The sequence below is a fragment of the Pantoea sp. ABR1s genome, assembly GCF_057812235.1.
Map to the genome: position 1 here is coordinate 3,883,959 of NZ_CM173823.1, position 21,439 is coordinate 3,905,397.

Genomic DNA, 21,439 nt, shown 5'->3' on the forward strand with positions numbered 1-21,439 from the left:
CTGCTGCAGGCTTTTTTTACTCAGACAGGACGCAGTGATATTTCTCCACCCACCCAGGCTTTTATTTCGCCATCCTGTTCCAGTAACAGGCCACCCTGGCTGTCTACGCCTCGCGCAATACCATGGACCTCACGTTCACCGATAAGCAGCTTAACCGGCCGGTTAATAAAGTTATCCAGCGCAGCCCAGCGTGCGACAAACGGGGTTAATCCCTCCTGCTCAAAGAGCGGCAGAGCTTCGCGCAGACTGTTGATCAGACGTGCCGCCAGCTCATTGCGGTTTACCGTTACCCCGGCCTCCTGCAGGTTAATCCAGCCCTGATTAATCTGTGATGCATCGGCTGTTCGCATCGCCAGGTTAATCCCCGCACCAATCACGATCTGCGCAGCATCGCCGGTTTTACCTGTCAGTTCGACCAGAATACCCGCCAGTTTACGATCGTTCAGGTAAATATCATTGGGCCATTTTACGCGGACATCATCGGCCCCTAATGAACGTAATGTCTCAGCCATGATAATGCCAATTACCAGGCTCAGACCCATCGCCGCTGCCGGCCCCTGCTCCAGACGCCAGTACATAGACATGTAGAGGTTCGCGCCAAAGGGCGAAAACCACTGACGGCCACGACGGCCGCGACCCGCCTGCTGATATTCCGCAATGCAGGCAGCACCCGACTCCATTTCATGCATACGTTCCAGCAGATACTGATTTGTGGAATCAATCACCGGGATTACCGAGACGTTACCCTGCGTAACCTGTGAGAGTATCGCCTGCTCATCCAGCAGCTGTATCGGGGCAGAGAGACTGTAACCTTTACCTGTCACGGTATAGACGTCAAGACCCCAGCTTTTTAACGTCTGGATATGCTTATTTATGGCTGCGCGACTCATGCCCAGCGTTTCACCCAGTTGCTCACCGGAATGGAACTCACCATCCGATAAGATATCAACCAGCTTTAGCGGAACATTATGGTCTTTCATGCGATCACCCCGACGGCATTACACTCACCCTGCGCCTGAATAAAGCGCACTTCGGGCTCAAGCCAGACATCAAATTTTTCACCAACCTGAGCGCGTACGGTTTTTGCCAGCGCAACGATATCGTCGGGAGTGGCATTTTCAGCGTTGATCAGCACCAGAGCCTGTCGCTGGTGAACTGCCGCGCCCCCAATGCGGTAACCCTTCAGCTGGCACTGATCGATAAGCCATCCTGCTGCCAGTTTGATTTCACCATTTGGCATCAGATAGTGTGGCATAGCCGGAAAATGCGTCAGTAGTGAGCTGCACTGCGCCTCGGTGACGACAGGATTTTTAAAAAAGCTGCCTACATTACCGGTGACTTTCGGATCGGGTAATTTGCTCTGCCGCATCTGGCATACTGCGTGATAGACATCCCAGGCATTGGCCGTCACCGGATTGAGCGTTTTCAGATCGCCGTAGGTTAATACCGGTTGCCATTGCTTAGGCAATATTATCCCGACTGCGACGATGACATAGCCTGACTGGTAGTGATGTTTAAAAATGCTGTCACGATAGCCAAACTCACAGGCTTCACGATCGAGACGTTCTGTCTGACCATTGTGCAGATTAAGTACATCCACGTATTCGCAGACGTCTTTTAATTCCACGCCATAAGCGCCTATGTTCTGAATCGGTGCCGAACCTGTCATACCAGGGATCAACGCCAGATTTTCCAGGCCTGTGATTCCTTTTTCCAGCGTGCTTTTAACCAGCTGATGCCAGTTCTCACCTGCCCCGACGTGCAATTTCCAGCACTCATATTCATCCTGAATTTTGATGCCTTTGATGCGGTTCAGCACCACTGTACCGGCAAAATCTTCCAGGAAGAGGACATTGCTGCCTTCACCGAGCACGAGGAAAGGCGTTTGATCACTCTGGCTGGCCTGCCATGCTGCCAGAATGGCGGCTGGCGTCTCGGCGACGATGCGTTTCTGTGTATGTACTTCAAGCCCAAGCGTATTGTCGGCTTTTAAGGAGGGATGCTGGCTGGACATTTGACGGCCTTTACTGAGTTATCTGGCCGTAGTTTACCGTATCAGAGAGGGGTTCTCAGGCTGTTTTCGGGGGTTATGATGAGGTTTTTCACGATCTGCAGACGTAAAAAAGCCCCGCACTTCCGTGCGGGGCTTCTTCACTTATTTAATGCCTGGCAGTTCCCTACTCTCGCATGGGGAGACCCCACACTACCATCGGCGCTACGGCGTTTCACTTCTGAGTTCGGCATGGGGTCAGGTGGGACCACCGCGCTAAAGCCGCCAGGCAAATTCTGTCTCCGCGCCGCCCGTAAGGCCGCGCAGAATATCCGGTACAGGCTGAAAATTGTGTCTCTCAAAAACGCCTCTGGCGTTGTAAGGTTAAGCCTCACGGGTCATTAGTACCGGTTAGCTCAACGCATCGCTGCGCTTACACACCCGGCCTATCAACGTCGTAGTCTTCAACGTCCCTTCAGGACTCTCAAGGAGTCAGGGAGAACTCATCTCGGGGCAAGTTTCGTGCTTAGATGCTTTCAGCACTTATCTTTTCCGCACTTAGCTACCGGGCAATGCCATTGGCATGACAACCCGAACACCAGTGGTGCGTTCACTCCGGTCCTCTCGTACTAGGAGCAACCCCCCTCAATTCTCCAGCGCCCACGGCAGATAGGGACCGAACTGTCTCACGACGTTCTAAACCCAGCTCGCGTACCACTTTAAACGGCGAACAGCCGTACCCTTGGGACCTACTTCAGCCCCAGGATGTGATGAGCCGACATCGAGGTGCCAAACACCGCCGTCGATATGAACTCTTGGGCGGTATCAGCCTGTTATCCCCGGAGTACCTTTTATCCGTTGAGCGATGGCCCTTCCATTCAGAACCACCGGATCACTATGACCTGCTTTCGCACCTGCTCGAGCCGTCACTCTCGCAGTCAAGCCAGCTTATGCCATTGCACTAACCTCACGATGTCCGACCGTGATTAGCTGACCTTCGTGCTCCTCCGTTACTCTTTAGGAGGAGACCGCCCCAGTCAAACTACCCACCAGACACTGTCCGCAGCCCGGATTACGGGCCTACGTTAGAACATCAAACATTAAAGGGTGGTATTTCAAGGTTGGCTCCACGCAGACTGGCGTCCGCGCTTCAAAGCCTCCCACCTATCCTACACATCAAGGCTCAATGTTCAGTGTCAAGCTGTAGTAAAGGTTCACGGGGTCTTTCCGTCTTGCCGCGGGTACACTGCATCTTCACAGCGAGTTCAATTTCACTGAGTCTCGGGTGGAGACAGCCTGGCCATCATTACGCCATTCGTGCAGGTCGGAACTTACCCGACAAGGAATTTCGCTACCTTAGGACCGTTATAGTTACGGCCGCCGTTTACCGGGGCTTCGATCAAGAGCTTCTCCTTGCGGATAACCCCATCAATTAACCTTCCGGCACCGGGCAGGCGTCACACCGTATACGTCCACTTTCGTGTTTGCACAGTGCTGTGTTTTTAATAAACAGTTGCAGCCAGCTGGTATCTTCGACTGGCTTCGGCTCGGGGAGCAAGTCCCTCCACCTACGCGCCAGCGTGCCTTCTCCCGAAGTTACGGCACCATTTTGCCTAGTTCCTTCACCCGAGTTCTCTCAAGCGCCTTGGTATTCTCTACCTGACCACCTGTGTCGGTTTGGGGTACGATTCTGTGTTACCTGATGCTTAGAGGCTTTTCCTGGAAGCTGGGCATTTATCACTTCAGCACCGTAGTGCCTCGTCGTCACGCCTCAGCGTTAATAAGGGACCGGATTTACCTGGACCCTCCGCCTACACGCTTAAACCGGGACAACCGTCGCCCGGCCGATATAGCCTTCTCCGTCCCCCCTTCGCAGTAACACCGAGTACAGGAATATTAACCTGTTTCCCATCGACTACGCCTTTCGGCCTCGCCTTAGGGGTCGACTCACCCTGCTCCGATTAACGTTGAACAGGAACCCTTGGTCTTCCGGCGAGCGGGCTTTTCACCCGCTTTATCGTTACTTATGTCAGCATTCGCACTTCTGATACCTCCAGCATGCCTCACAGCACACCTTCGACGGCTTACAGAACGCTCCCCTACCCAACAACGCCTAAGCGTCGCTGCCGCAGCTTCGGTGCATGGTTTAGCCCCGTTACATCTTCCGCGCAGGCCGACTCGACCAGTGAGCTATTACGCTTTCTTTAAATGATGGCTGCTTCTAAGCCAACATCCTGGCTGTCTGTGCCTTCCCACATCGTTTCCCACTTAACCATGACTTTGGGACCTTAGCTGGCGGTCTGGGTTGTTTCCCTCTTCACGACGGACGTTAGCACCCGCCGTGTGTCTCCCGTGATAACATTCTTCGGTATTCGCAGTTTGCATCGGGTTGGTAAGCCGGGATGGCCCCCTAGCCGAAACAGTGCTCTACCCCCGAAGATGAGTTCACGAGGCGCTACCTAAATAGCTTTCGGGGAGAACCAGCTATCTCCCGGTTTGATTGGCCTTTCACCCCCAGCCACAGGTCATCCGCTAATTTTTCAACATTAGTCGGTTCGGTCCTCCAGTTAGTGTTACCCAACCTTCAACCTGCCCATGGCTAGATCACCGGGTTTCGGGTCTATACCCTGCAACTTAACGCCCAGTTAAGACTCGGTTTCCCTGCGGCTCCCCTATACGGTTAACCTTGCTACAGAATATAAGTCGCTGACCCATTATACAAAAGGTACGCAGTCACCCCCATAAAGAAGGCTCCCACTGCTTGTACGTACACGGTTTCAGGTTCTGTTTCACTCCCCTCGCCGGGGTTCTTTTCGCCTTTCCCTCACGGTACTGGTTCACTATCGGTCAGTCAGGAGTATTTAGCCTTGGAGGATGGTCCCCCCATATTCAGACAGGATACCACGTGTCCCGCCTTACTCATCGAGCTCACAGCATGTGTGTTTTTGTGTACGGGAGTATCACCCTGTACCCTGCGACTTTCCAGACGCTTCCACTAACACACAAGCTGATTCAGGCTCTGGGCTGCTCCCCGTTCGCTCGCCGCTACTGGGGGAATCTCGGTTGATTTCTTTTCCTCGGGGTACTTAGATGTTTCAGTTCCCCCGGTTCGCCTTGCAGCACTATGTATTCATGCTGCAATGATGCACAGAGTGCACCGGGTTTCCCCATTCGGACATCGACGGCTGTAGCGGTTCATATCACCTTACCGTCGCTTTACGCAGATTAGCACGTCCTTCATCGCCTCTGACTGCCTGGGCATCCACCGTGTACGCTTAGTCGCTTAACCTCACAACCCACAGGCGTTTTACAACGCTGCGTGCTGCAAGCATTTGAGAGACTCGAACGCATCGCCAAATCATTCCTTATTACGGAGGAATGACGCGCTGCGTCGTTTCAATTTTCAGCTTGTTCCGGATTGTTAAAGAGCATAATACGTCGCAGCACACCGTCGCCGGTATGCTCTGAGGTATTTCAGAAAAAAACAGATAAACGGTATGGTGGAGCTAAGCGGGATCGAACCGCTGACCTCCTGCGTGCAAGGCAGGCGCTCTCCCAGCTGAGCTATAGCCCCATACAGTTACTGCAGAGACCACTACTACCACTCAACCGAGTTACATTCTTCAGGAGAAGGATGCAATTTCTTTTCAGGCAAGGCATGCGGAAGGGACGTTTACTCAGGTAAACGACCGCGCGCATAACGCAGCATGAGAAGAAATTTGGTAGGCCTGAGTGGACTTGAACCACCGACCTCACCCTTATCAGGGGTGCGCTCTAACCACCTGAGCTACAAGCCTGTAGAGGTTTTTTCTGCTCGTTACTTTTTATCAGACAATCTGTGTGGACACTGCGCGGGAAAGTATCTTCAGGTAAGGAGGTGATCCAACCGCAGGTTCCCCTACGGTTACCTTGTTACGACTTCACCCCAGTCATGAATCACAAAGTGGTAAGCGCCCTCCCGAAGGTTAAGCTACCTACTTCTTTTGCAACCCACTCCCATGGTGTGACGGGCGGTGTGTACAAGGCCCGGGAACGTATTCACCGTGGCATTCTGATCCACGATTACTAGCGATTCCGACTTCACGGAGTCGAGTTGCAGACTCCGATCCGGACTACGACGCACTTTGTGAGGTCCGCTTGCTCTCGCGAGGTCGCTTCTCTTTGTATGCGCCATTGTAGCACGTGTGTAGCCCTACTCGTAAGGGCCATGATGACTTGACGTCATCCCCACCTTCCTCCGGTTTATCACCGGCAGTCTCCTTTGAGTTCCCGACCGAATCGCTGGCAACAAAGGATAAGGGTTGCGCTCGTTGCGGGACTTAACCCAACATTTCACAACACGAGCTGACGACAGCCATGCAGCACCTGTCTCAGCGTTCCCGAAGGCACCAAAGCATCTCTGCTAAGTTCGCTGGATGTCAAGAGTAGGTAAGGTTCTTCGCGTTGCATCGAATTAAACCACATGCTCCACCGCTTGTGCGGGCCCCCGTCAATTCATTTGAGTTTTAACCTTGCGGCCGTACTCCCCAGGCGGTCGACTTAACGCGTTAGCTCCGGAAGCCACTCCTCAAGGGAACAACCTCCAAGTCGACATCGTTTACGGCGTGGACTACCAGGGTATCTAATCCTGTTTGCTCCCCACGCTTTCGCACCTGAGCGTCAGTCTTTGTCCAGGGGGCCGCCTTCGCCACCGGTATTCCTCCAGATCTCTACGCATTTCACCGCTACACCTGGAATTCTACCCCCCTCTACAAGACTCAAGCCTGCCAGTTTCAAATGCAGTTCCCAGGTTAAGCCCGGGGATTTCACATCTGACTTAACAGACCGCCTGCGTGCGCTTTACGCCCAGTAATTCCGATTAACGCTTGCACCCTCCGTATTACCGCGGCTGCTGGCACGGAGTTAGCCGGTGCTTCTTCTGCGGGTAACGTCAATCGACGCGGTTATTAACCGCATCGCCTTCCTCCCCGCTGAAAGTACTTTACAACCCGAAGGCCTTCTTCATACACGCGGCATGGCTGCATCAGGCTTGCGCCCATTGTGCAATATTCCCCACTGCTGCCTCCCGTAGGAGTCTGGACCGTGTCTCAGTTCCAGTGTGGCTGGTCATCCTCTCAGACCAGCTAGGGATCGTCGCCTAGGTGGGCCATTACCCCGCCTACTAGCTAATCCCATCTGGGTTCATCCGATAGTGAGAGGCCCGAAGGTCCCCCTCTTTGGTCTTGCGACGTTATGCGGTATTAGCCACCGTTTCCAGTGGTTATCCCCCTCTATCGGGCAGATCCCCAGACATTACTCACCCGTCCGCCACTCGTCACCCAAGGAGCAAGCTCCTCTGTGCTACCGTCCGACTTGCATGTGTTAGGCCTGCCGCCAGCGTTCAATCTGAGCCATGATCAAACTCTTCAATTTAAGTTTGATTTGCTTAAACAAGTTAAGCGGTGCTCATCTGTAAAACGTCATAATGAATTTCATTATGTGTTCACTCGTGAGGCTTGATATTTTTTACGTCCGGAGACGCTGATATCAATCCTGCGAGTGCCCACACAGATTGTCTGATAAATTGTTAAAGAGCAGTGCGAACAGTGCGTTAGCGTCCTGTCGCGAGGTGGCGTATATTACGCTTTCCTCCTGCAGAGTCAACCTCTTTCTCAGAAGTTTTTCTCCGGCGGCGCAGTCTCCTGTGCCTCTCAACCCGATTCCCGTTGCCGGTGTTCCGTGTCGATGGAGGCGCATTATAGGGAGTTCGCGCGGGCTGACAAGTGTTTATTACGAAAAGATTATCGTTCGCAGTAATTTTCATCAAATCGCGCTATTTCGCTACGATTTGCCTGGTAACTGTGCAAAATCATTGGCAAAAGTGCTTACCTGCTGCCAGTCCGTGTACTCCACTTCTTTCGTCGAATCTGTCTCACCACCGGTCATGCGCATAATCAACTGGATCATGACGCGATCGAACCAGCGATAGCGCGGATAATAGAGCGCGCCTGCGAACACGGCACAGCAATCAGGCTGCCACGGCGAGTGTGCCAGGAACTTCTGCGTATAGGCATTGGTTTCAGGAGAGCGCTTCTCAGGTTTGCGCGCCGTCAGGTTCACCGAAAAGAAACCGCTGGTACGCTGCTGCAACTCATGAAGGTGTTGTTTAACGAACTTATCGACGACCGGCTGAAAATGGCCATAGCGGATAGATGCGCCAATTAACACGCGATCATACTGTGCCCAGTCAGGCAGAGTGGCATCCTGAATGTTCAGTACATCACACTGCTGCTGCTGACGGATCACATCAGCAATAGAAGAGGCAATCTTCTTGGTTTGTCCGTCGCGAGTGGAATAGAGAATCAGCGCTTTCATGTCAGCATCCTTATTAATTATTCACGCCAGAAAGTAGGCGTGAACAGCACCAGCAAGGTGAATACCTCGAGACGCCCGAACAACATGGTGGAAATAAGAATCCATTTCGCCACGTCATTCATTGAAGTGAAGTTATCAGCTACGACCCCTAAGCCAGGGCCGAGGTTATTGAGCGTCGCGGCAACGGCAGCAAAAGCCGAGAAGTCATCAACACCGGTAGCGATGATCGCCAGCATGCTGATCAGGAACACCAGCGCATAAGCCGAGAAGAATCCCCATACAGCTTCAAGGATACGTTCCGGCAGCGCCCGGTTGCCCAGCTTAATGGTGTAGACCGCATTGGGGTGAACCAGACGCTTAAGCTCACGGTTACCCTGCTTGCATAACAGCAGTATGCGAATCACCTTCAGACCACCGCCGGTTGAACCGGCACAGCCGCCGATAAAGGCGGAGCACAACAGCAGTACCGGCAGGAACAATGGCCAGCGTGCGATGCTGTCGGTCGTGAATCCCGCCGTCGTCGCCATGGAAACCACCTGGAAAAAGGCCTGGTTCAGCGTCTGCCAGCCACTTTCATAGACATTATGGAACCAGAGCACCAGGGTACAGATCAACACCAGCGTCAGCTGAACGCCAATAAACATGCGGAACTCAGGGTCGCGCCAGTACACACGCAGATTGCGTCCGCTTAACATGGCAAAGTGCAGGCCGTAGTTGCAGCCTGAGATCAGCAGAAACACCGCCACGATGGTATTGATAGTGCCACTGTTAAAATAGCCGATACTGGCATCATGGGTTGAGAAGCCGCCAATGGCGATAGTCGAGAAACTGTGGCCAATAGCATCAAACGCTGGCATTCCCGCCAGCCACAATGCCAGCGCACAGGCTATCGTCAGCAGGACGTAGATCAGCCAGAGTGTTTTAGCCGTCTCGGCGATACGCGGTCGCATTTTATTATCTTTCAGCGGCCCTGGCATTTCAGCGCGATAGAGCTGCATGCCCCCGACGCCCAGAATCGGCAGTATCGCCACGGCTAATACGATGATCCCCATACCGCCCAGCCACTGCAGCATCTGCCGATAGAAGAGAATCGCCTTAGGCAACGAGTCCAGCCCCACCAGCGTGGTGGCACCGGTGGTTGTCAGGCCAGAGAAAGATTCAAAGAACGCATCCGTCACCGAAAGATGCGGCTGTTCGGCAAAGATAAAGGGCATCGCCCCTACGCTGCCCAGCACCGTCCAGAACAGGACCACAATCAGAAACCCTTCCCGCGGTTTGAGTTCGGTTTTCTTTTTGCGATTCGGCCACCACAGCAGCGAGCCGATCACCAGCGCCATCATAAAGGTCTGGCTAAACGCCCGCCCTGCGCCATCGCGATAAATTAAGGCGACCAGGCCGGGCAAAATCATCGTCACTGAAAAGAGGATCACCAGCAGACCGACTATGCGGGTAATGGCGCGAAAGTGCATTCAGCCGTTCCTTTAAATAAAAGAGATGAACATCATGGTGTGAGCGGGATCAGCGATAACGCGCCCCGACTAAAGTCTGACAGATTTTTTTTGAACCCGTCGATCTGTCCGTAAGGTACAGCCAGCGTCAATGCAATACGATCCTGAAACTGGCTGTCGGTCACCTTACCTTCAAAACGCTGTACCAGCCGTTCAATATCACTGAGCTGTGCATAGTCACATTGCAAAGTGAACAGCTTCATCGGCACTTTGCGCTGCCGTGGCAGCTGCTTAAGCCCCTGCTGGACGCCACCACCATACGCTTTCACTAAGCCGCCGGTTCCCAGCATGATGCCACCGTAATAACGCACCACCACAGCGGTAATCTCGCCAATATCCGCGCCCATCAGTTGCGCCAGCATCGGTTTCCCTGCCGTACCCGAAGGTTCACCATCATCAGAGAAACCGAGTTGCTGAGAATCATTCGGCGCGCCCGCTACCCAGGCCCAGCAGTGATGCCGGGCAGTGGGATGCTCGCTTTTAACCTGCTGGACAAACGCGCGCGCCGCCTCTGCACCCTCGGTGTGCGCCAGTAGCGTAATGAAGCGACTCTTTTTGATTGTCTCCTCAATGCTGCTTACTGGCACAGCGGGAATATCAAAGGCCTCCATCAGGCCAGATGCAGATCGCGGGTCATGTTCTCAACGCGATGCGCATGGATCACCACGTTATCCTCGATACGAATCCCGCCATAAGGCCGAAGCGCATCAATGGCCTGCCAGTTAAAGTGCTGACTGAAACGGCCTTCACGCAGCGGCTTGAGTAACGAATCAATAATATAGAAGCCCGGCTCAATGGTTAATACCATGCCCGGTTGCAGCACGCGGGTGCAGCGAAGATAAGGATATTGCGCTGGCGCGGCGAGATGGGTGCCCTGCTCATCCTGCATAAAACCGGCAACGTCATGGACCTGCAGACCCAGCGGATGCCCCAGGCCATGTGGCATAAACGGACCGGTCAGATCTTCAGCCACCAGCGCTTCTTCGCTGATTCCCTGAACCAGCTCAAACTTCAGCAACATCTTCGCAATACGCTGATGCATCTGAAGGTGGTAATCGGTGTAGCGTACGCCCGGTTTCAGCGTGGCTATCAGGGCCAGCTCTTCAGTGTTCATCGCCTCAACCATTCTGGCATAGAGCGAACTGCTCTGCGCCGCATAGCTGCGGGTCAAATCAGCGGCATAGCCAAGATACTCGGCACCCGCATCAATCAAAAAGCTATGGCGTTTCGCCGGTGGCTGATGATCCAGCCGGGTGTAGTGCAGCACCGCAGCGTGCTCATTCAGCGCAATGATATTGCCGTAAGGTACATCGGTGTCGCGATGACCGGTAGCGGTCAGATACGCCTGATTGATATCGAACTCGCTTAAGCCCGCCGAGAACGCCTCTTTAGCCGCGCGATGACCGGCAACCGCCAGCTTCTGCGCCTGGCGCAGACAGGCGAGTTCATAATCAGTTTTGATGCTGCGATGGAAGTGCAGGAAGTCGATTACCGCTTTAGGATTAATATTGCCAGAGGCAATACCGAGCTGAGATGCACGCGCGTTAACCGGGCCGATATAGGCGACGTTATCACGCTGTGCAGGCAGCAACTGCGCTATCTCATCCGCATTTTTCAGGCCGATAACGTCGACATCCCCGGTCCAGAAGCTATCCGGCAACGGTTCAACGTTATGCCAGTAATCCACCGGAGAGTAGAACCACAGTTTCGGTTTGTTCACCCCATCAATCCAGAGCCAGCAGTTGGGCACCTGCGTCACCGGCACCCAGGCCTTGAACTGCGGATTCACCTTAAACGGATAAGTGTGATCATCCAGAAACACCGTCAACAACTCACCGGAATGGATCAACATCGCATCCAGTTTATTGCGTGCCAGCACCTGCTGCGCCCGTTGTTGCAACGTGGCGATGTGCGCGTGATACAAGGTCTTCAGTGAATCCATGGACGTCTCTCCAGTGTCGCGAAATGGCCGCAGTTTAGCATACCCCTTGCGCAGATGCCGAAGTCGGCGCAGCTGTGATCTTGTTAGCAAATAAGCAAAGACCAGTTTGCAAAAAATTAACATCACTCCCACACTCACGATCATCTGGTATGACCAGATCACCTTTCGCGGTTTCAGGAGACGCACATGCTCTACCAAGGCGCTAACCTTACTCTTCACTGGCTGGACGATGGCATCGCCGAGCTGGTTTTTGACGCTACGGGCTCGGTCAACAAGCTCGATACGCAAACTGTCGCCAGCCTGGGCGAGGCAATAGCTGTGCTGGAGCAGCAGCCAGCACTGCGCGGCCTGCTGCTGAGCTCCGCTAAACCTGCCTTTATTGTAGGGGCAGATATCACCGAGTTCCTTTCACTGTTTGATGCACCCACCGAAAAACTGAGCCAGTGGCTGAGTTACGCCAACAGCATCTTCAATCGTCTGGAAGATTTGCCGGTACCGACTCTGGCCGCCATTGACGGCTATGCACTGGGCGGCGGATGTGAATGCGTACTGGCAACCGATCTGCGTATCGCTACTGCGGACGCCCGTATTGGCCTGCCGGAAACCAAACTCGGCATCATGCCGGGATTTGGCGGCAGCGTGCGATTGCCGCGCCTGCTGGGCGCCGACAGTGCGCTGGAAATTATTGCGGCGGGAAAAGATGTCGATGGCAATGCCGCTCTTAAACTCGGTCTGGTCGATGCGGTGGTGTCTCGCGAGAAACTGCGTGAGGCGGGAATCACTATGCTTAAGGCCGCTGCCACTGATGGCAGCTGGCGCGCCCGCCGGGCCCCTAAGCTGGCTCCGCTGAAACTCAGCCCGATTGAAGCGGCCATGAGCTTCACTATCGCGAAAGCCATGGTGCTGCAAACCGCAGGCAAGCATTATCCCGCTCCGCTGATGGCGGTAAAAACCATTGAAGCTGCAGCCAGCCTTGGCCGCGATGACGCGCTGAAGCTTGAAACCGCAGCGTTTGTGCCGCTGGCCCAGTCTGATGAAGCACGCGCGCTGGTCGGCATCTTCCTCAACGACCAGTACGTGAAAGGTCTGGCGAAAAAGCGCGGCAGCGAAAGCGGCGCACCCGCTCAGGCAGCGGTACTGGGCGCAGGCATCATGGGTGGCGGCATCAGCTACCAGTCTGCGTGGAAAGGCGTGCCGGTCAGAATGAAAGATATTAATCCACAGGCGTTAACGCTGGGGATGAACGAAGCCAGCAAGCTGCTCAATAAGCTGCTGGAACGCGGCAAAATCGACGGCAACAAACTCGCCAGTGTGATCGCCACTATCCAGCCCACGCTGGATTACGCCGGTTTTGAACAGGCTGATGTGGTGGTTGAAGCGGTGGTAGAGAATCCGCTGATCAAGGCAAAAGTGCTGGCGGAAACCGAACAGCATCTGCGTGAAGATGCGATTCTGGCCTCCAATACCTCGACCATTCCCATCAGCCAGCTGGCGCAGGCGTTGCAGCGTCCGGAAAACTTCTGCGGCATGCACTTCTTCAATCCGGTACCGCGAATGCCGCTGGTAGAGGTGGTTCGTGGCGAGAAAACCAGTGAAGCGACCCTGAGCAAAGTGGTGGCCTGGGCCAGCAAAATGGGCAAAACCCCGATCGTAGTGAATGACTGTCCGGGCTTCTTTGTTAACCGGGTGCTGTTCCCTTACTTCGCCGCTTTCAGCCTGCTGCTGCGCGACGGCGCCGATTTCCGTCAGATTGATAAAGTGATGGAAAAACAGTTTGGCTGGCCGATGGGCCCCTCATGGCTGCTGGATGTGGTCGGCATCGATACCGCGCACCACGCGCAAAGCGTCATGGCTGACGGTTTCCCGGATCGTATGAAGCATGACTATCGTGATGCGATCGATCTGCTGTTTGATGCCGGTCGTTTTGGCCAGAAAAATGGCAAAGGCTTCTGGCGCTGGGAAGAAGATAAAAAGGGCAAGCTGACAAAAGTGGCTGATACCGAAGTGGATACGCTGCTGGAGCAGGTCTGCCAGCCTAAGCGGGTCTTCAGCGACGAAGAGATCCTGAATCGCATGATGCTGCCAATGCTGAATGAAGTAGTGCGCTGCCTGGAAGAGAAGATTATTGCCTCGCCAGCGGAAGCGGATATGGCGCTGGTCTATGGTCTCGGCTTCCCGCCTTTCCGTGGCGGCGCTTTCCGCTATCTCGATACCCTGGGCAACAGCAATGTGGTGGATCAGGCCCGGCGTTATAACGCGCTCGGTGGCTTATATGCCCTGCCTGCGCTGCTGGTGCAGAAAGCCCATCAGCATGAAAGCTGGTATCCCGCCGCCAAACCGATTGATGAAGCCGCGCTGAAAAGCGCCTGAGGGCAAAAAGATGGAAAATGTGGTGATTATTGATGCGGTGCGCACGCCAATGGGACGTTCAAAAGGCGGCGCCTTTCGTCACGTGCGCGCTGAAGATCTCTCTGCGCACCTGATGCGCGAACTCCTGAGCCGCAACCCGGCGGTGAACCCGACATCACTGGACGATATCGTCTGGGGCTGCGTACAGCAGACGCTGGAACAGGGATTTAATATCGCGCGTAACGCCGCGCTGCTGGCTGAAATCCCGCATTCAGTGCCGGCCACCACCGTCAACCGACTGTGTGGCTCTTCAATGCAGGCGCTGCATGATGCGGCCCGCGCCATTATGGTCGGTGATGCGCAATGCTGTCTGATCGGTGGCGTGGAGCATATGGGACATGTGCCGATGAATCACGGCGTCGACTTTCATCCCGGTCTGGGCCGAACCGTGGCAAAAGCAGCAGGCATGATGGGCTTAACGGCTGAAATGCTGGCGCGAATGCATCATATCAGCCGTGAGCAGCAGGATGCATTTGCCCTGCGTTCACACCAGCGGGCCTGGCAGGCCACCCAGCGTGGGGACTTTGCAACAGAGATTGTCGCCACCTATGGTCACGACAGCGACGGCATTCTTAAACGCTATGACTTCGATGAGGTGATTCGCGAGGAGACCAGCGCCGAAGGACTGGCGGCACTCAAACCCGCCTTCGATCCGGTTAACGGCACCGTCACGGCGGGTACATCGTCGGCGTTGTCAGATGGCGCGGCCGCCATGCTGGTCATGAGTGAATCACGCGCCCGTGAGCTGGGGCTGACACCGCGCGCGCGCATCCGCAGCATGGCGGTGGTGGGCTGTGATCCTTCGATTATGGGTTATGGACCGGTACCGGCCAGCAAACTGGCATTGAAACGGGCGGGACTGAGCGTCAGTGATATCGATGTGTTTGAGCTGAACGAAGCCTTTGCCGCGCAGACACTGCCCTGCATCAAGGACTTAGGTTTGCTGGAACGGATGGATGATAAGGTCAATCTGAATGGCGGCGCGATTGCGTTAGGCCATCCGCTGGGCTGCTCCGGCGCACGCATCAGCACGACATTGCTGAATATTATGGAGCGACGCGATGCCCGTTTTGGCCTCGCCACCATGTGTATCGGACTGGGTCAGGGCATTGCGACCGTATTCGAGCGTCTGTAATACGTTGAGTCTTACTTTGTCAGATTTACCCGCCGTAAACCGGCGGGTTTTTTCTGTCTGCTACAGACAGCTACAGGGAATCAGATAAAGGCAAACGCATCGCCGTACATCTGTGACTCCACCGCGCCACGCTCGGCACAGAAACGATCGCGGGCAATCTTCGCCATCTCAAAACGTCCGGCGATGTAGATCTCATGCTCGCTCAGCGTACTGAAGTCCTGCATCACTGCTGTCAGTACCGTGCCTGAACGGCCCTGCCAGCCCGCTTCAGGTTGCTCGACAACCGGGATCACCTTCAGGTTCGGGTGCTTCACCGCCAGCGCATCCAGCTCTTCCAGATCGTACAGATGCTTGAGCTCACGTCCGCCCCAGTAAATGGCGATATCGCGCTCTGGCTGTTCCGCCAGTGCAGTGAGCAGAATCGAACGGGCATAGGAGAAACCGGTGCCGCCTGCAATCAGGATCAGCGGCTTGCTGCTCTCTTCACGCAGCCAGGCATCGCCGTGCGGCATATCAACCGTGATCTGGCGATCGTTACGGATGCGATCCATGACGGCCATGGCATAGAGGTTCAGATCGGACGCGCCGATATGCAGCTCAATGATATCTTTTTCCATCGGCGTTGAGGCCAGTGAGAACGGACGCTTGTCACGCTCGTCCATCACTACCATCAGATACTGTCCCGCGCGAAAACTGAATTCCGCTTCAGGGATCAGGCGAACGCGATAGACCGTGTCGGTAATCGCCTCAACCGAAGTTACTTTACAGCTTAACGTTGTCATGCGTTCCCTCTGTCGGGTCGTCTTTATGGTTGTGCTCGCCATCAACGCTGTGGCGGCTGATCAAAAATACCTAGCTCATCCCAGATAGCATCAATGCGCGCGGTGACCGCAGGATCTTTGACGATAGGTGTACCCCATTCGCGCTGCGTTTCACCTGGCCACTTATTGGTCGCATCCATCCCCATCTTCGATCCCAGCCCGGAAACGGGCGAAGCGAAATCGAGATAATCGATTGGGGTATTTTCCACTAATACCGTATCGCGGGCCGGATCCATACGCGTGGTGATCGCCCAGATCACGTCGTTCCAGTCACGCGCATTAACGTCATCGTCACACACAATAACAAATTTGGTGTACATGAACTGCCGCAGAAACGACCAGACGCCAAACATGACACGTTTGGCATGCCCCGCGTACTGCTTTTTAATCGTCACGACCGCCAGCCGGTATGAACATCCTTCTGGCGGCAGATAGAAGTCCACGATCTCCGGGAACTGCTTCACCAGAATCGGCACCAGCACTTCATTCAGCGCCACCCCCAGCACCGCAGGTTCATCTGGCGGACGGCCGGTATAGGTGGAGTGATAGATAGGCTTATGGCGCTGCGTAATATGCGTAACGGTAAACACCGGGAAGCTATCTACTTCATTGTAGTAGCCGGTGTGGTCGCCGTAAGGTCCTTCCGGCGCCATATCGCCCGCTTCAATATACCCTTCCAGCACGATTTCCGCGCTGGCGGGAACTTCGAGATCGTTCGAGAGGCATTTCACTACTTCGGTTTTATTGCCGCGCAGTAAACCGGCAAACGCATATTCTGACAGCGTATCAGGCACCGGCGTTACGGCCCCAAGGATAGTGGCAGGATCGGCACCCAGCGCCACCGAGACCGGAAAACGCTCACCCGGATGCGCTTTCGTCCACTCCAGATAGTCGAGCGCACCGCCACGGTGCGACAGCCAGCGCATGATCAGCCGATTTTTGCCGATCACCTGCTGCCGGTAGATACCAAGATTCTGCCGCTCTTTGTGCGGGCCGCGCGTCACGGTCAGCCCCCAGGTAATCAGCGGTGCCGCATCGCCCGGCCAGCACTTCATCACCGGAATGCGCGTCAGATCGACTTCATCGCCGCTGAACACCTCTTCCTGACAGGGTGCATTGCGCAGGCGTTTGGTCGGCATGTTCAGGACCTGCTTAAACTGCGGCATCTTATCGAACAGATCGCGGAAGCCTTTTGGCGGCTCCGGCTCTTTCAGGAAGGCCAGCAGTTTACCCACTTCACGCAGTGCGCTGACCTCTTCCTGGCCCATGCCCATTGCCACACGCTTTGGTGTGCCGAACAGATTGCACAGCACCGGCATGTCGTACCCTTTCGGGTTTTCAAACAGCAGAGCCGGGCCACCGGCACGCAGGGTGCGGTCGGCGATTTCGGTCATTTCCAGTTCAGGATCGATCGACTGGGTAATGCGCTTTAGCTCACCGCGCTGTTCGAGCAGCGCGAGAAAGTCTCTTAAATCGTGATATTTCATGCGGCTTTAGCTTTCCGGCCAGAGTGAATCGGCCATTATAGGTCTGATTAAGCGGTTATGCTGAGGTTTATATGGCAGCGTCATACGCACTGAAAGGGAACCAGCGGTTGTAACGCGCGGGCATCGTGATACCCCTGAATCGGCTCGCCGTGGCGAAACAGTTTAAAATCTTCGTTTCGCACGCTGTGATAGCGCAGCTGATTGTCGTGAACGTGCAGAAAACTGCCTTCACGCAGTGCAATCACCGACTCGGTCGGATTAACTGCACAGAACTCTGCCAGCCGTTCGTCACGGGTTTCGCCCATATGACCGCTGACGCTGGCATCCAGATAGTGGGGATTAATCTGCACCGGAAAGAGTCCCAGCGCAGGCAGCACCACGCTGCTGCGCACCGGCATATCGTTCGTGGTACGGATTGAGGGCGTCGCCACGTTGCAGCCTGCGCTCCAGCCGACATAAGGTACCTGCCGCTCCCGCACCGCGCGCTGAATCGCCCCGATCAGACCCTGCTCATGCAGCATCTGATTCAGGAACCAGGTGTTGCCGCCGCTGACTAAAATCAGCTCTGCCTGCGCAATCGCTTCAGCCGGTGAGGCGAATGCCTGAACCCGCTCAACCTGAATGCCCAAAGAGGCACTGAGTTCGGCGGCGCGTTGCTGCTGATCGCCACGAATAATCGCGTAGGGGATCAGTACCGCCGAGCGGATAGCGCGTCGGGCAATCATGGCGTGCAGCTGCGGCTGCGCATAGCCCAGCAGCGGCGCATCATCCGCCAGCTTGCCGTTGCTCAACAGAAAGAGTTCCATCAGAGGATCCTTTTGCAGATGTGATGGTCATTGAGTCTGATACAGAGCAATAGCAGACGTCAATTTTCAGTCACCTTTTCTGCTGCCATCGGGCATCTTAAGAAAAGTCTCAGTTTATTTTCTTTGCGGGACGCTTTACCCTGCCCCTGCGCTATAACTCTGGCAACAGGTTTGCTATTCTTAGCGTCCATTCAATGGGAGCAGTTATGGAATCCTGGTACTTACTCTATTGCAAACGTGGACAGCTACTGCGCGCGAAGGAGCATCTGGAGCGGCAGGAAGTGCATTGCCTCAGCCCGATGATCGCTCTGGAAAAGATCGTGCGCGGTAAACGCACCACCGTGAGTGAGCCACTGTTCCCGAATTATCTGTTTATCGAGTTTGATCCGGAAGCCATTCACACCACGACGATCAGCAGCACCCGTGGCGTCAGCCACTTCGTGCGCTTTGGCACGACGCCCGCGACAGTGCCTTCAGCCGTGATTGAAGCGCTGGAAACAGACGTCCCGCAAATCCTGCTTGACCCTGAAACGCCGCAAAGCGGTGATGAAGTGGTCATCACCGACGGGACGTTTGAAGGGCTGCGCGCTATCTTTGCCGAGCCGGATGGTGAAACGCGCTCAATTCTGTTGCTTAATTTGCTGAACAAGCAGGTAATGCGCAGCGTCGACAACAAGCAGTTCCGCAAGATTTAAGCCAGTCTGAATAACGTCCGCGCATTATGGTCGATGCGGGTCGCCAGTTCCTCAGCACTCTCACCACGCCATGTCGCCACCTGGTGCACAATATGCGGTAAAAAGCAGGGTTCATTACGGCGCGAAGTCGGGCGTGGACGCATGTCGCGCGGCAGCAGATATGGGGCATCCGTTTCCAGCAGCAGGCGATCGGCCGGAATCAGTGGCAGCAGCTCGCGCAACTCCAGACCACGGCGCTCATCGCATACCCAGCCCGTAATCCCTACCGATAATCCCATGCCCAGACAGGCTTCCAGTTCGTCACGCGTGCCGGTAAAGCAGTGGATTACCGCGCCAGGCAATTTTGGCAGCCAGGGCGCCAGTACTGCGGCGAAACGCGCATGGGCTTCGCGGCAGTGCAGAAAGACCGGCATATTGAGTTCCGCCGCCAGAGCCAGCTGCGCATCAAACGCATACTCCTGCTGCTCATGAGCCGACAGATTGCGATTGAAATCGAGTCCGCATTCACCGATGGCAACCACTTCCGGTTTTTCAGCCAGGCGACGCAGGGTGCTGGCAATTTCCGTTGACCATTCGCTGGCATGATGAGGATGGACGCCCGCGGTAGACCAACAGAAGCCCGCTTGATCTTCAGCCAGTCGCTGAGCCTGCTGGCTCTCCAGCGCGTTAGTGCCGGTAATAAGCATGCCGGTGACGCCCGCATCACGCGCGCGTTTAACCACCTTTTGCCGGTCGGAGGCGAATTGCGTGCTGGTCAGGTTTACACCGATATCAAACATAATTTTTCCCACAGTTTATAAACAAAAACCGCCCATCAGGGCGGTTTGGATTGATCGCTTCCCGCCAGTGCGGGTAAAGCTGTCCGCATCAGGAGTCGGTATTCTCTTCTTCATCCTGTAACCGGCGGCCTTTACCCACATAGTAACGGGAAAAGAATACGCCGACTTCAAACAGGCAGTACATCGGAATAGCGAGCAAAGTTTGGGAAAAAACATCCGGCGGTGTGAGCAACATCCCGACCACGAAGGCGCCCACCAGAATATAGGGACGTTTCTTCTTCAACTCTTCCGGGCTGGTGATACCGGTCCAGCACAGCAACACAATCGCCACCGGCACTTCAAACGCCACGCCAAATGCCATAAACAGCGTCATGACAAAATCGAGGTATTTGGAGATATCCGTTGCTACAGTCACGCCGATCGGCGCTGTCTTGGTGAAAAAACCAAATGCCAGCGGGAAGACCACGAAATAGGCAAAGGCCACGCCGAAGTAGAACAGGAAGGTGCTGGAAAACAGCAGCGGCATAACCAGCCTGCGCTCATGCCGGTAAAGCGCCGGGGCGACAAATGCCCAGACCTGATAGAGGATCACCGGCACCGCAAGAAACACCGACACTATAATGGTCAGCTTAATCGGGGTGAAAAACGGTGAGGCCACATCGGTCGCGATCATGCTGGAGCCCACCGGCATCTGGCTGATTAGCGGTGCCGCGACCAGCTGGTAGATGTCGTTGGCGAAATAAACCAGCACCAAGAAAATCGCTAATACGGCAATGATGCAGTTCAGTAGTCGCTTACGCAGCTCAATCAGATGACTGATGAGCGGTTGGGTATCTTCAACGGCCATTATCGTTCATCACTTGCAGAAGAGGGGGTAGCGGAATGACGCGCAGGATCTGCCGGCCTGGCAACGTCGCCAGCGGGCGCCTGTGCCGGTGCGCTGGCCACAGCGGTTGGTGCGGCAGAGGACTGCACCGCCGGACCTGATGAAACCGCTGAAGAAGCCGGTGCCGGAGCAGTGGCGACGGCAGAAGGTGCGGCAGAGGGCTGCACCGCCGGGCCTGAGTCTGAAACCGCAGACGGTGTCTGTGCCGGGGCACTGGCCTGATGTTCTGCTGTAGCCGGTGTCGCCGAAGGCTCAGCCGGAGCAGGCGCGGGCCTGTGCTGAGCCGAATGGATGGTGTTTGCCTCGTCTTCCTCTTTTTCAATGTCGATGCTCTGACTGACCGAGCGTTTCATTGAATCCGCAGTTTTACGCAGCTCTTCCATCGACTCTTTCAGCTCGGGTGAGAGCGTGCCACGGCCCGCTTCTTCCACCTTTTTCAGGCTCTCCTGCAACTCCTGCAGCTTGAGCTCCTGCGCCAGTTCATGTTGTACATTGGCTGCCAGCGAACGAATCGCCCTGATCCAGCCGACCACGGTTTTCACCGCAACCGGTAAGCGTTGCGGGCCGAGTACAATCAGCCCGATCACGAACACCAATACCAGTTCACTAAAACCAATATCAAACACG

At 55.1% G+C, this 21,439-nt stretch carries 15 protein-coding genes, 2 tRNA genes and 3 rRNA genes; 3 read left to right on the forward strand and 17 right to left on the reverse strand.

The genetic code is table 11. The annotated features are described in order from the left end of the window. Positions 1 to 20: 20 nt before the first annotated feature. The 11 genes from birA to pepQ form a co-directional block, all read right to left on the reverse strand. Positions 21 to 980 carry a bifunctional biotin--[acetyl-CoA-carboxylase] ligase/biotin operon repressor BirA gene (gene birA, locus ACXKZD_RS18275; RefSeq protein WP_010261004.1) on the reverse strand — a complete coding sequence of 320 codons (960 nt, stop codon included), beginning with the start codon at positions 978 to 980 and terminating at the stop codon, positions 21 to 23. Next, the gene (murB, locus tag ACXKZD_RS18280) at positions 977 to 2,014 is read right to left on the reverse strand and encodes a UDP-N-acetylmuramate dehydrogenase (protein WP_400370188.1); all 1,038 of its coding nucleotides are present in this window, start codon (positions 2,012 to 2,014) and stop codon (positions 977 to 979) included. The genes birA and murB overlap by 4 nt, the downstream gene beginning before the upstream one ends. A gap of 150 nt (positions 2,015 to 2,164) precedes the next feature. Further along, a 5S ribosomal RNA gene (gene rrf / locus ACXKZD_RS18285) occupies positions 2,165 to 2,280 on the reverse strand. A gap of 90 nt (positions 2,281 to 2,370) precedes the next feature. Further along, positions 2,371 to 5,279: ribosomal RNA gene (locus tag ACXKZD_RS18290) — 23S ribosomal RNA — on the reverse strand. A gap of 209 nt (positions 5,280 to 5,488) precedes the next feature. Then, positions 5,489 to 5,564, reverse strand: a tRNA-Ala gene (locus ACXKZD_RS18295). 146 nt (positions 5,565 to 5,710) lie between these two features. Then, positions 5,711 to 5,787 (reverse strand) — tRNA-Ile (locus ACXKZD_RS18300). Positions 5,788 to 5,860: 73 nt separating this feature from the next. Next, positions 5,861 to 7,402 (reverse strand): 16S ribosomal RNA (locus ACXKZD_RS18305). The 16S, 23S and 5S rRNA genes sit together here with 2 tRNA genes alongside, the layout of an rRNA operon. Before the next feature lie 408 nt (positions 7,403 to 7,810). Further along, positions 7,811 to 8,344 carry a menaquinone-dependent protoporphyrinogen IX dehydrogenase gene (gene hemG / locus ACXKZD_RS18310; RefSeq protein ID WP_033773286.1) on the reverse strand — a complete coding sequence of 178 codons (534 nt, stop codon included), beginning with the start codon at positions 8,342 to 8,344 and terminating at the stop codon, positions 7,811 to 7,813. A 17-nt stretch (positions 8,345 to 8,361) separates the two neighbouring features. After that, positions 8,362 to 9,813, reverse strand: a complete 1,452-nt coding sequence (trkH, locus tag ACXKZD_RS18315) for a Trk system potassium transporter TrkH (RefSeq protein ID WP_010257200.1) — start codon at positions 9,811 to 9,813, stop codon at positions 8,362 to 8,364. A 32-nt stretch (positions 9,814 to 9,845) separates the two neighbouring features. Beyond that, a complete protein-coding gene (locus ACXKZD_RS18320) occupies positions 9,846 to 10,463 on the reverse strand; it encodes an IMPACT family protein (protein ID WP_132499507.1) in 618 nt (205 codons plus the stop codon). Next, a complete protein-coding gene (gene pepQ / locus ACXKZD_RS18325) occupies positions 10,463 to 11,794 on the reverse strand; it encodes a Xaa-Pro dipeptidase (RefSeq protein WP_010671687.1) in 1,332 nt (443 codons plus the stop codon). Before pepQ ends, ACXKZD_RS18320 begins: the two co-directional genes overlap by 1 nt. Positions 11,795 to 11,980: 186 nt before the next feature. On the opposite strand from pepQ, the gene fadB reads away from it, so the two are divergent. Then, a complete protein-coding gene (gene fadB / locus ACXKZD_RS18330; protein ID WP_061703535.1) occupies positions 11,981 to 14,164 on the forward strand; it encodes a fatty acid oxidation complex subunit alpha FadB in 2,184 nt (727 codons plus the stop codon). Positions 14,165 to 14,174: 10 nt separating this feature from the next. Beyond that, positions 14,175 to 15,338 (forward strand): acetyl-CoA C-acyltransferase FadA, encoded by a 1,164-nt coding sequence (fadA, locus tag ACXKZD_RS18335; RefSeq protein ID WP_010257216.1) that lies wholly within the window; start codon positions 14,175 to 14,177, stop codon positions 15,336 to 15,338. 80 nt (positions 15,339 to 15,418) lie between these two features. On the opposite strand, the gene fre is transcribed toward fadA, so the two are convergent. The 3 genes from fre to pepE all read right to left on the reverse strand — a co-directional run bounded on the left by fre (position 15,419) and on the right by pepE (position 18,452). Beyond that, on the reverse strand, positions 15,419 to 16,120 hold the full coding sequence (fre, locus tag ACXKZD_RS18340) for an NAD(P)H-flavin reductase (protein WP_010257219.1): 702 nt from the start codon (positions 16,118 to 16,120) through the stop codon (positions 15,419 to 15,421). Between the two features lie 41 nt (positions 16,121 to 16,161). Then, positions 16,162 to 17,646, reverse strand: coding sequence for a 4-hydroxy-3-polyprenylbenzoate decarboxylase (gene ubiD, locus ACXKZD_RS18345; protein WP_010257222.1), 1,485 nt, complete (start codon positions 17,644 to 17,646; stop codon positions 16,162 to 16,164). 80 nt (positions 17,647 to 17,726) lie between these two features. Further along, positions 17,727 to 18,452, reverse strand: coding sequence for a dipeptidase PepE (gene pepE, locus ACXKZD_RS18350; RefSeq protein WP_010257226.1), 726 nt, complete (start codon positions 18,450 to 18,452; stop codon positions 17,727 to 17,729). A 206-nt stretch (positions 18,453 to 18,658) separates the two neighbouring features. Here pepE and rfaH point away from each other — a divergent pair, with 206 nt between their 5' ends. After that, complete coding sequence (gene rfaH, locus ACXKZD_RS18355) at positions 18,659 to 19,147, forward strand: transcription/translation regulatory transformer protein RfaH (RefSeq protein ID WP_010257230.1); 489 nt, start codon at positions 18,659 to 18,661, stop codon at positions 19,145 to 19,147. On the opposite strand, the gene tatD is transcribed toward rfaH, so the two are convergent. The 3 genes from tatD to tatB all read right to left on the reverse strand — a co-directional run bounded on the left by tatD (position 19,144) and on the right by tatB (position 21,438). After that, positions 19,144 to 19,926: a 3'-5' ssDNA/RNA exonuclease TatD gene (tatD, locus tag ACXKZD_RS18360; protein ID WP_010257234.1), complete on the reverse strand. Its 783-nt coding sequence runs from the start codon at positions 19,924 to 19,926 to the stop codon at positions 19,144 to 19,146. The two genes, rfaH and tatD, sit on opposite strands and share 4 nt — an antisense overlap. Positions 19,927 to 20,014: 88 nt before the next feature. Further along, positions 20,015 to 20,773 carry a Sec-independent protein translocase subunit TatC gene (gene tatC / locus ACXKZD_RS18365; RefSeq protein ID WP_010257238.1) on the reverse strand — a complete coding sequence of 253 codons (759 nt, stop codon included), beginning with the start codon at positions 20,771 to 20,773 and terminating at the stop codon, positions 20,015 to 20,017. Then, complete coding sequence (gene tatB, locus ACXKZD_RS18370) at positions 20,773 to 21,438, reverse strand: Sec-independent protein translocase protein TatB (protein ID WP_122889807.1); 666 nt, start codon at positions 21,436 to 21,438, stop codon at positions 20,773 to 20,775. Before tatB ends, tatC begins: the two co-directional genes overlap by 1 nt. Between the last annotated feature and the right edge of the window lies 1 nt (position 21,439).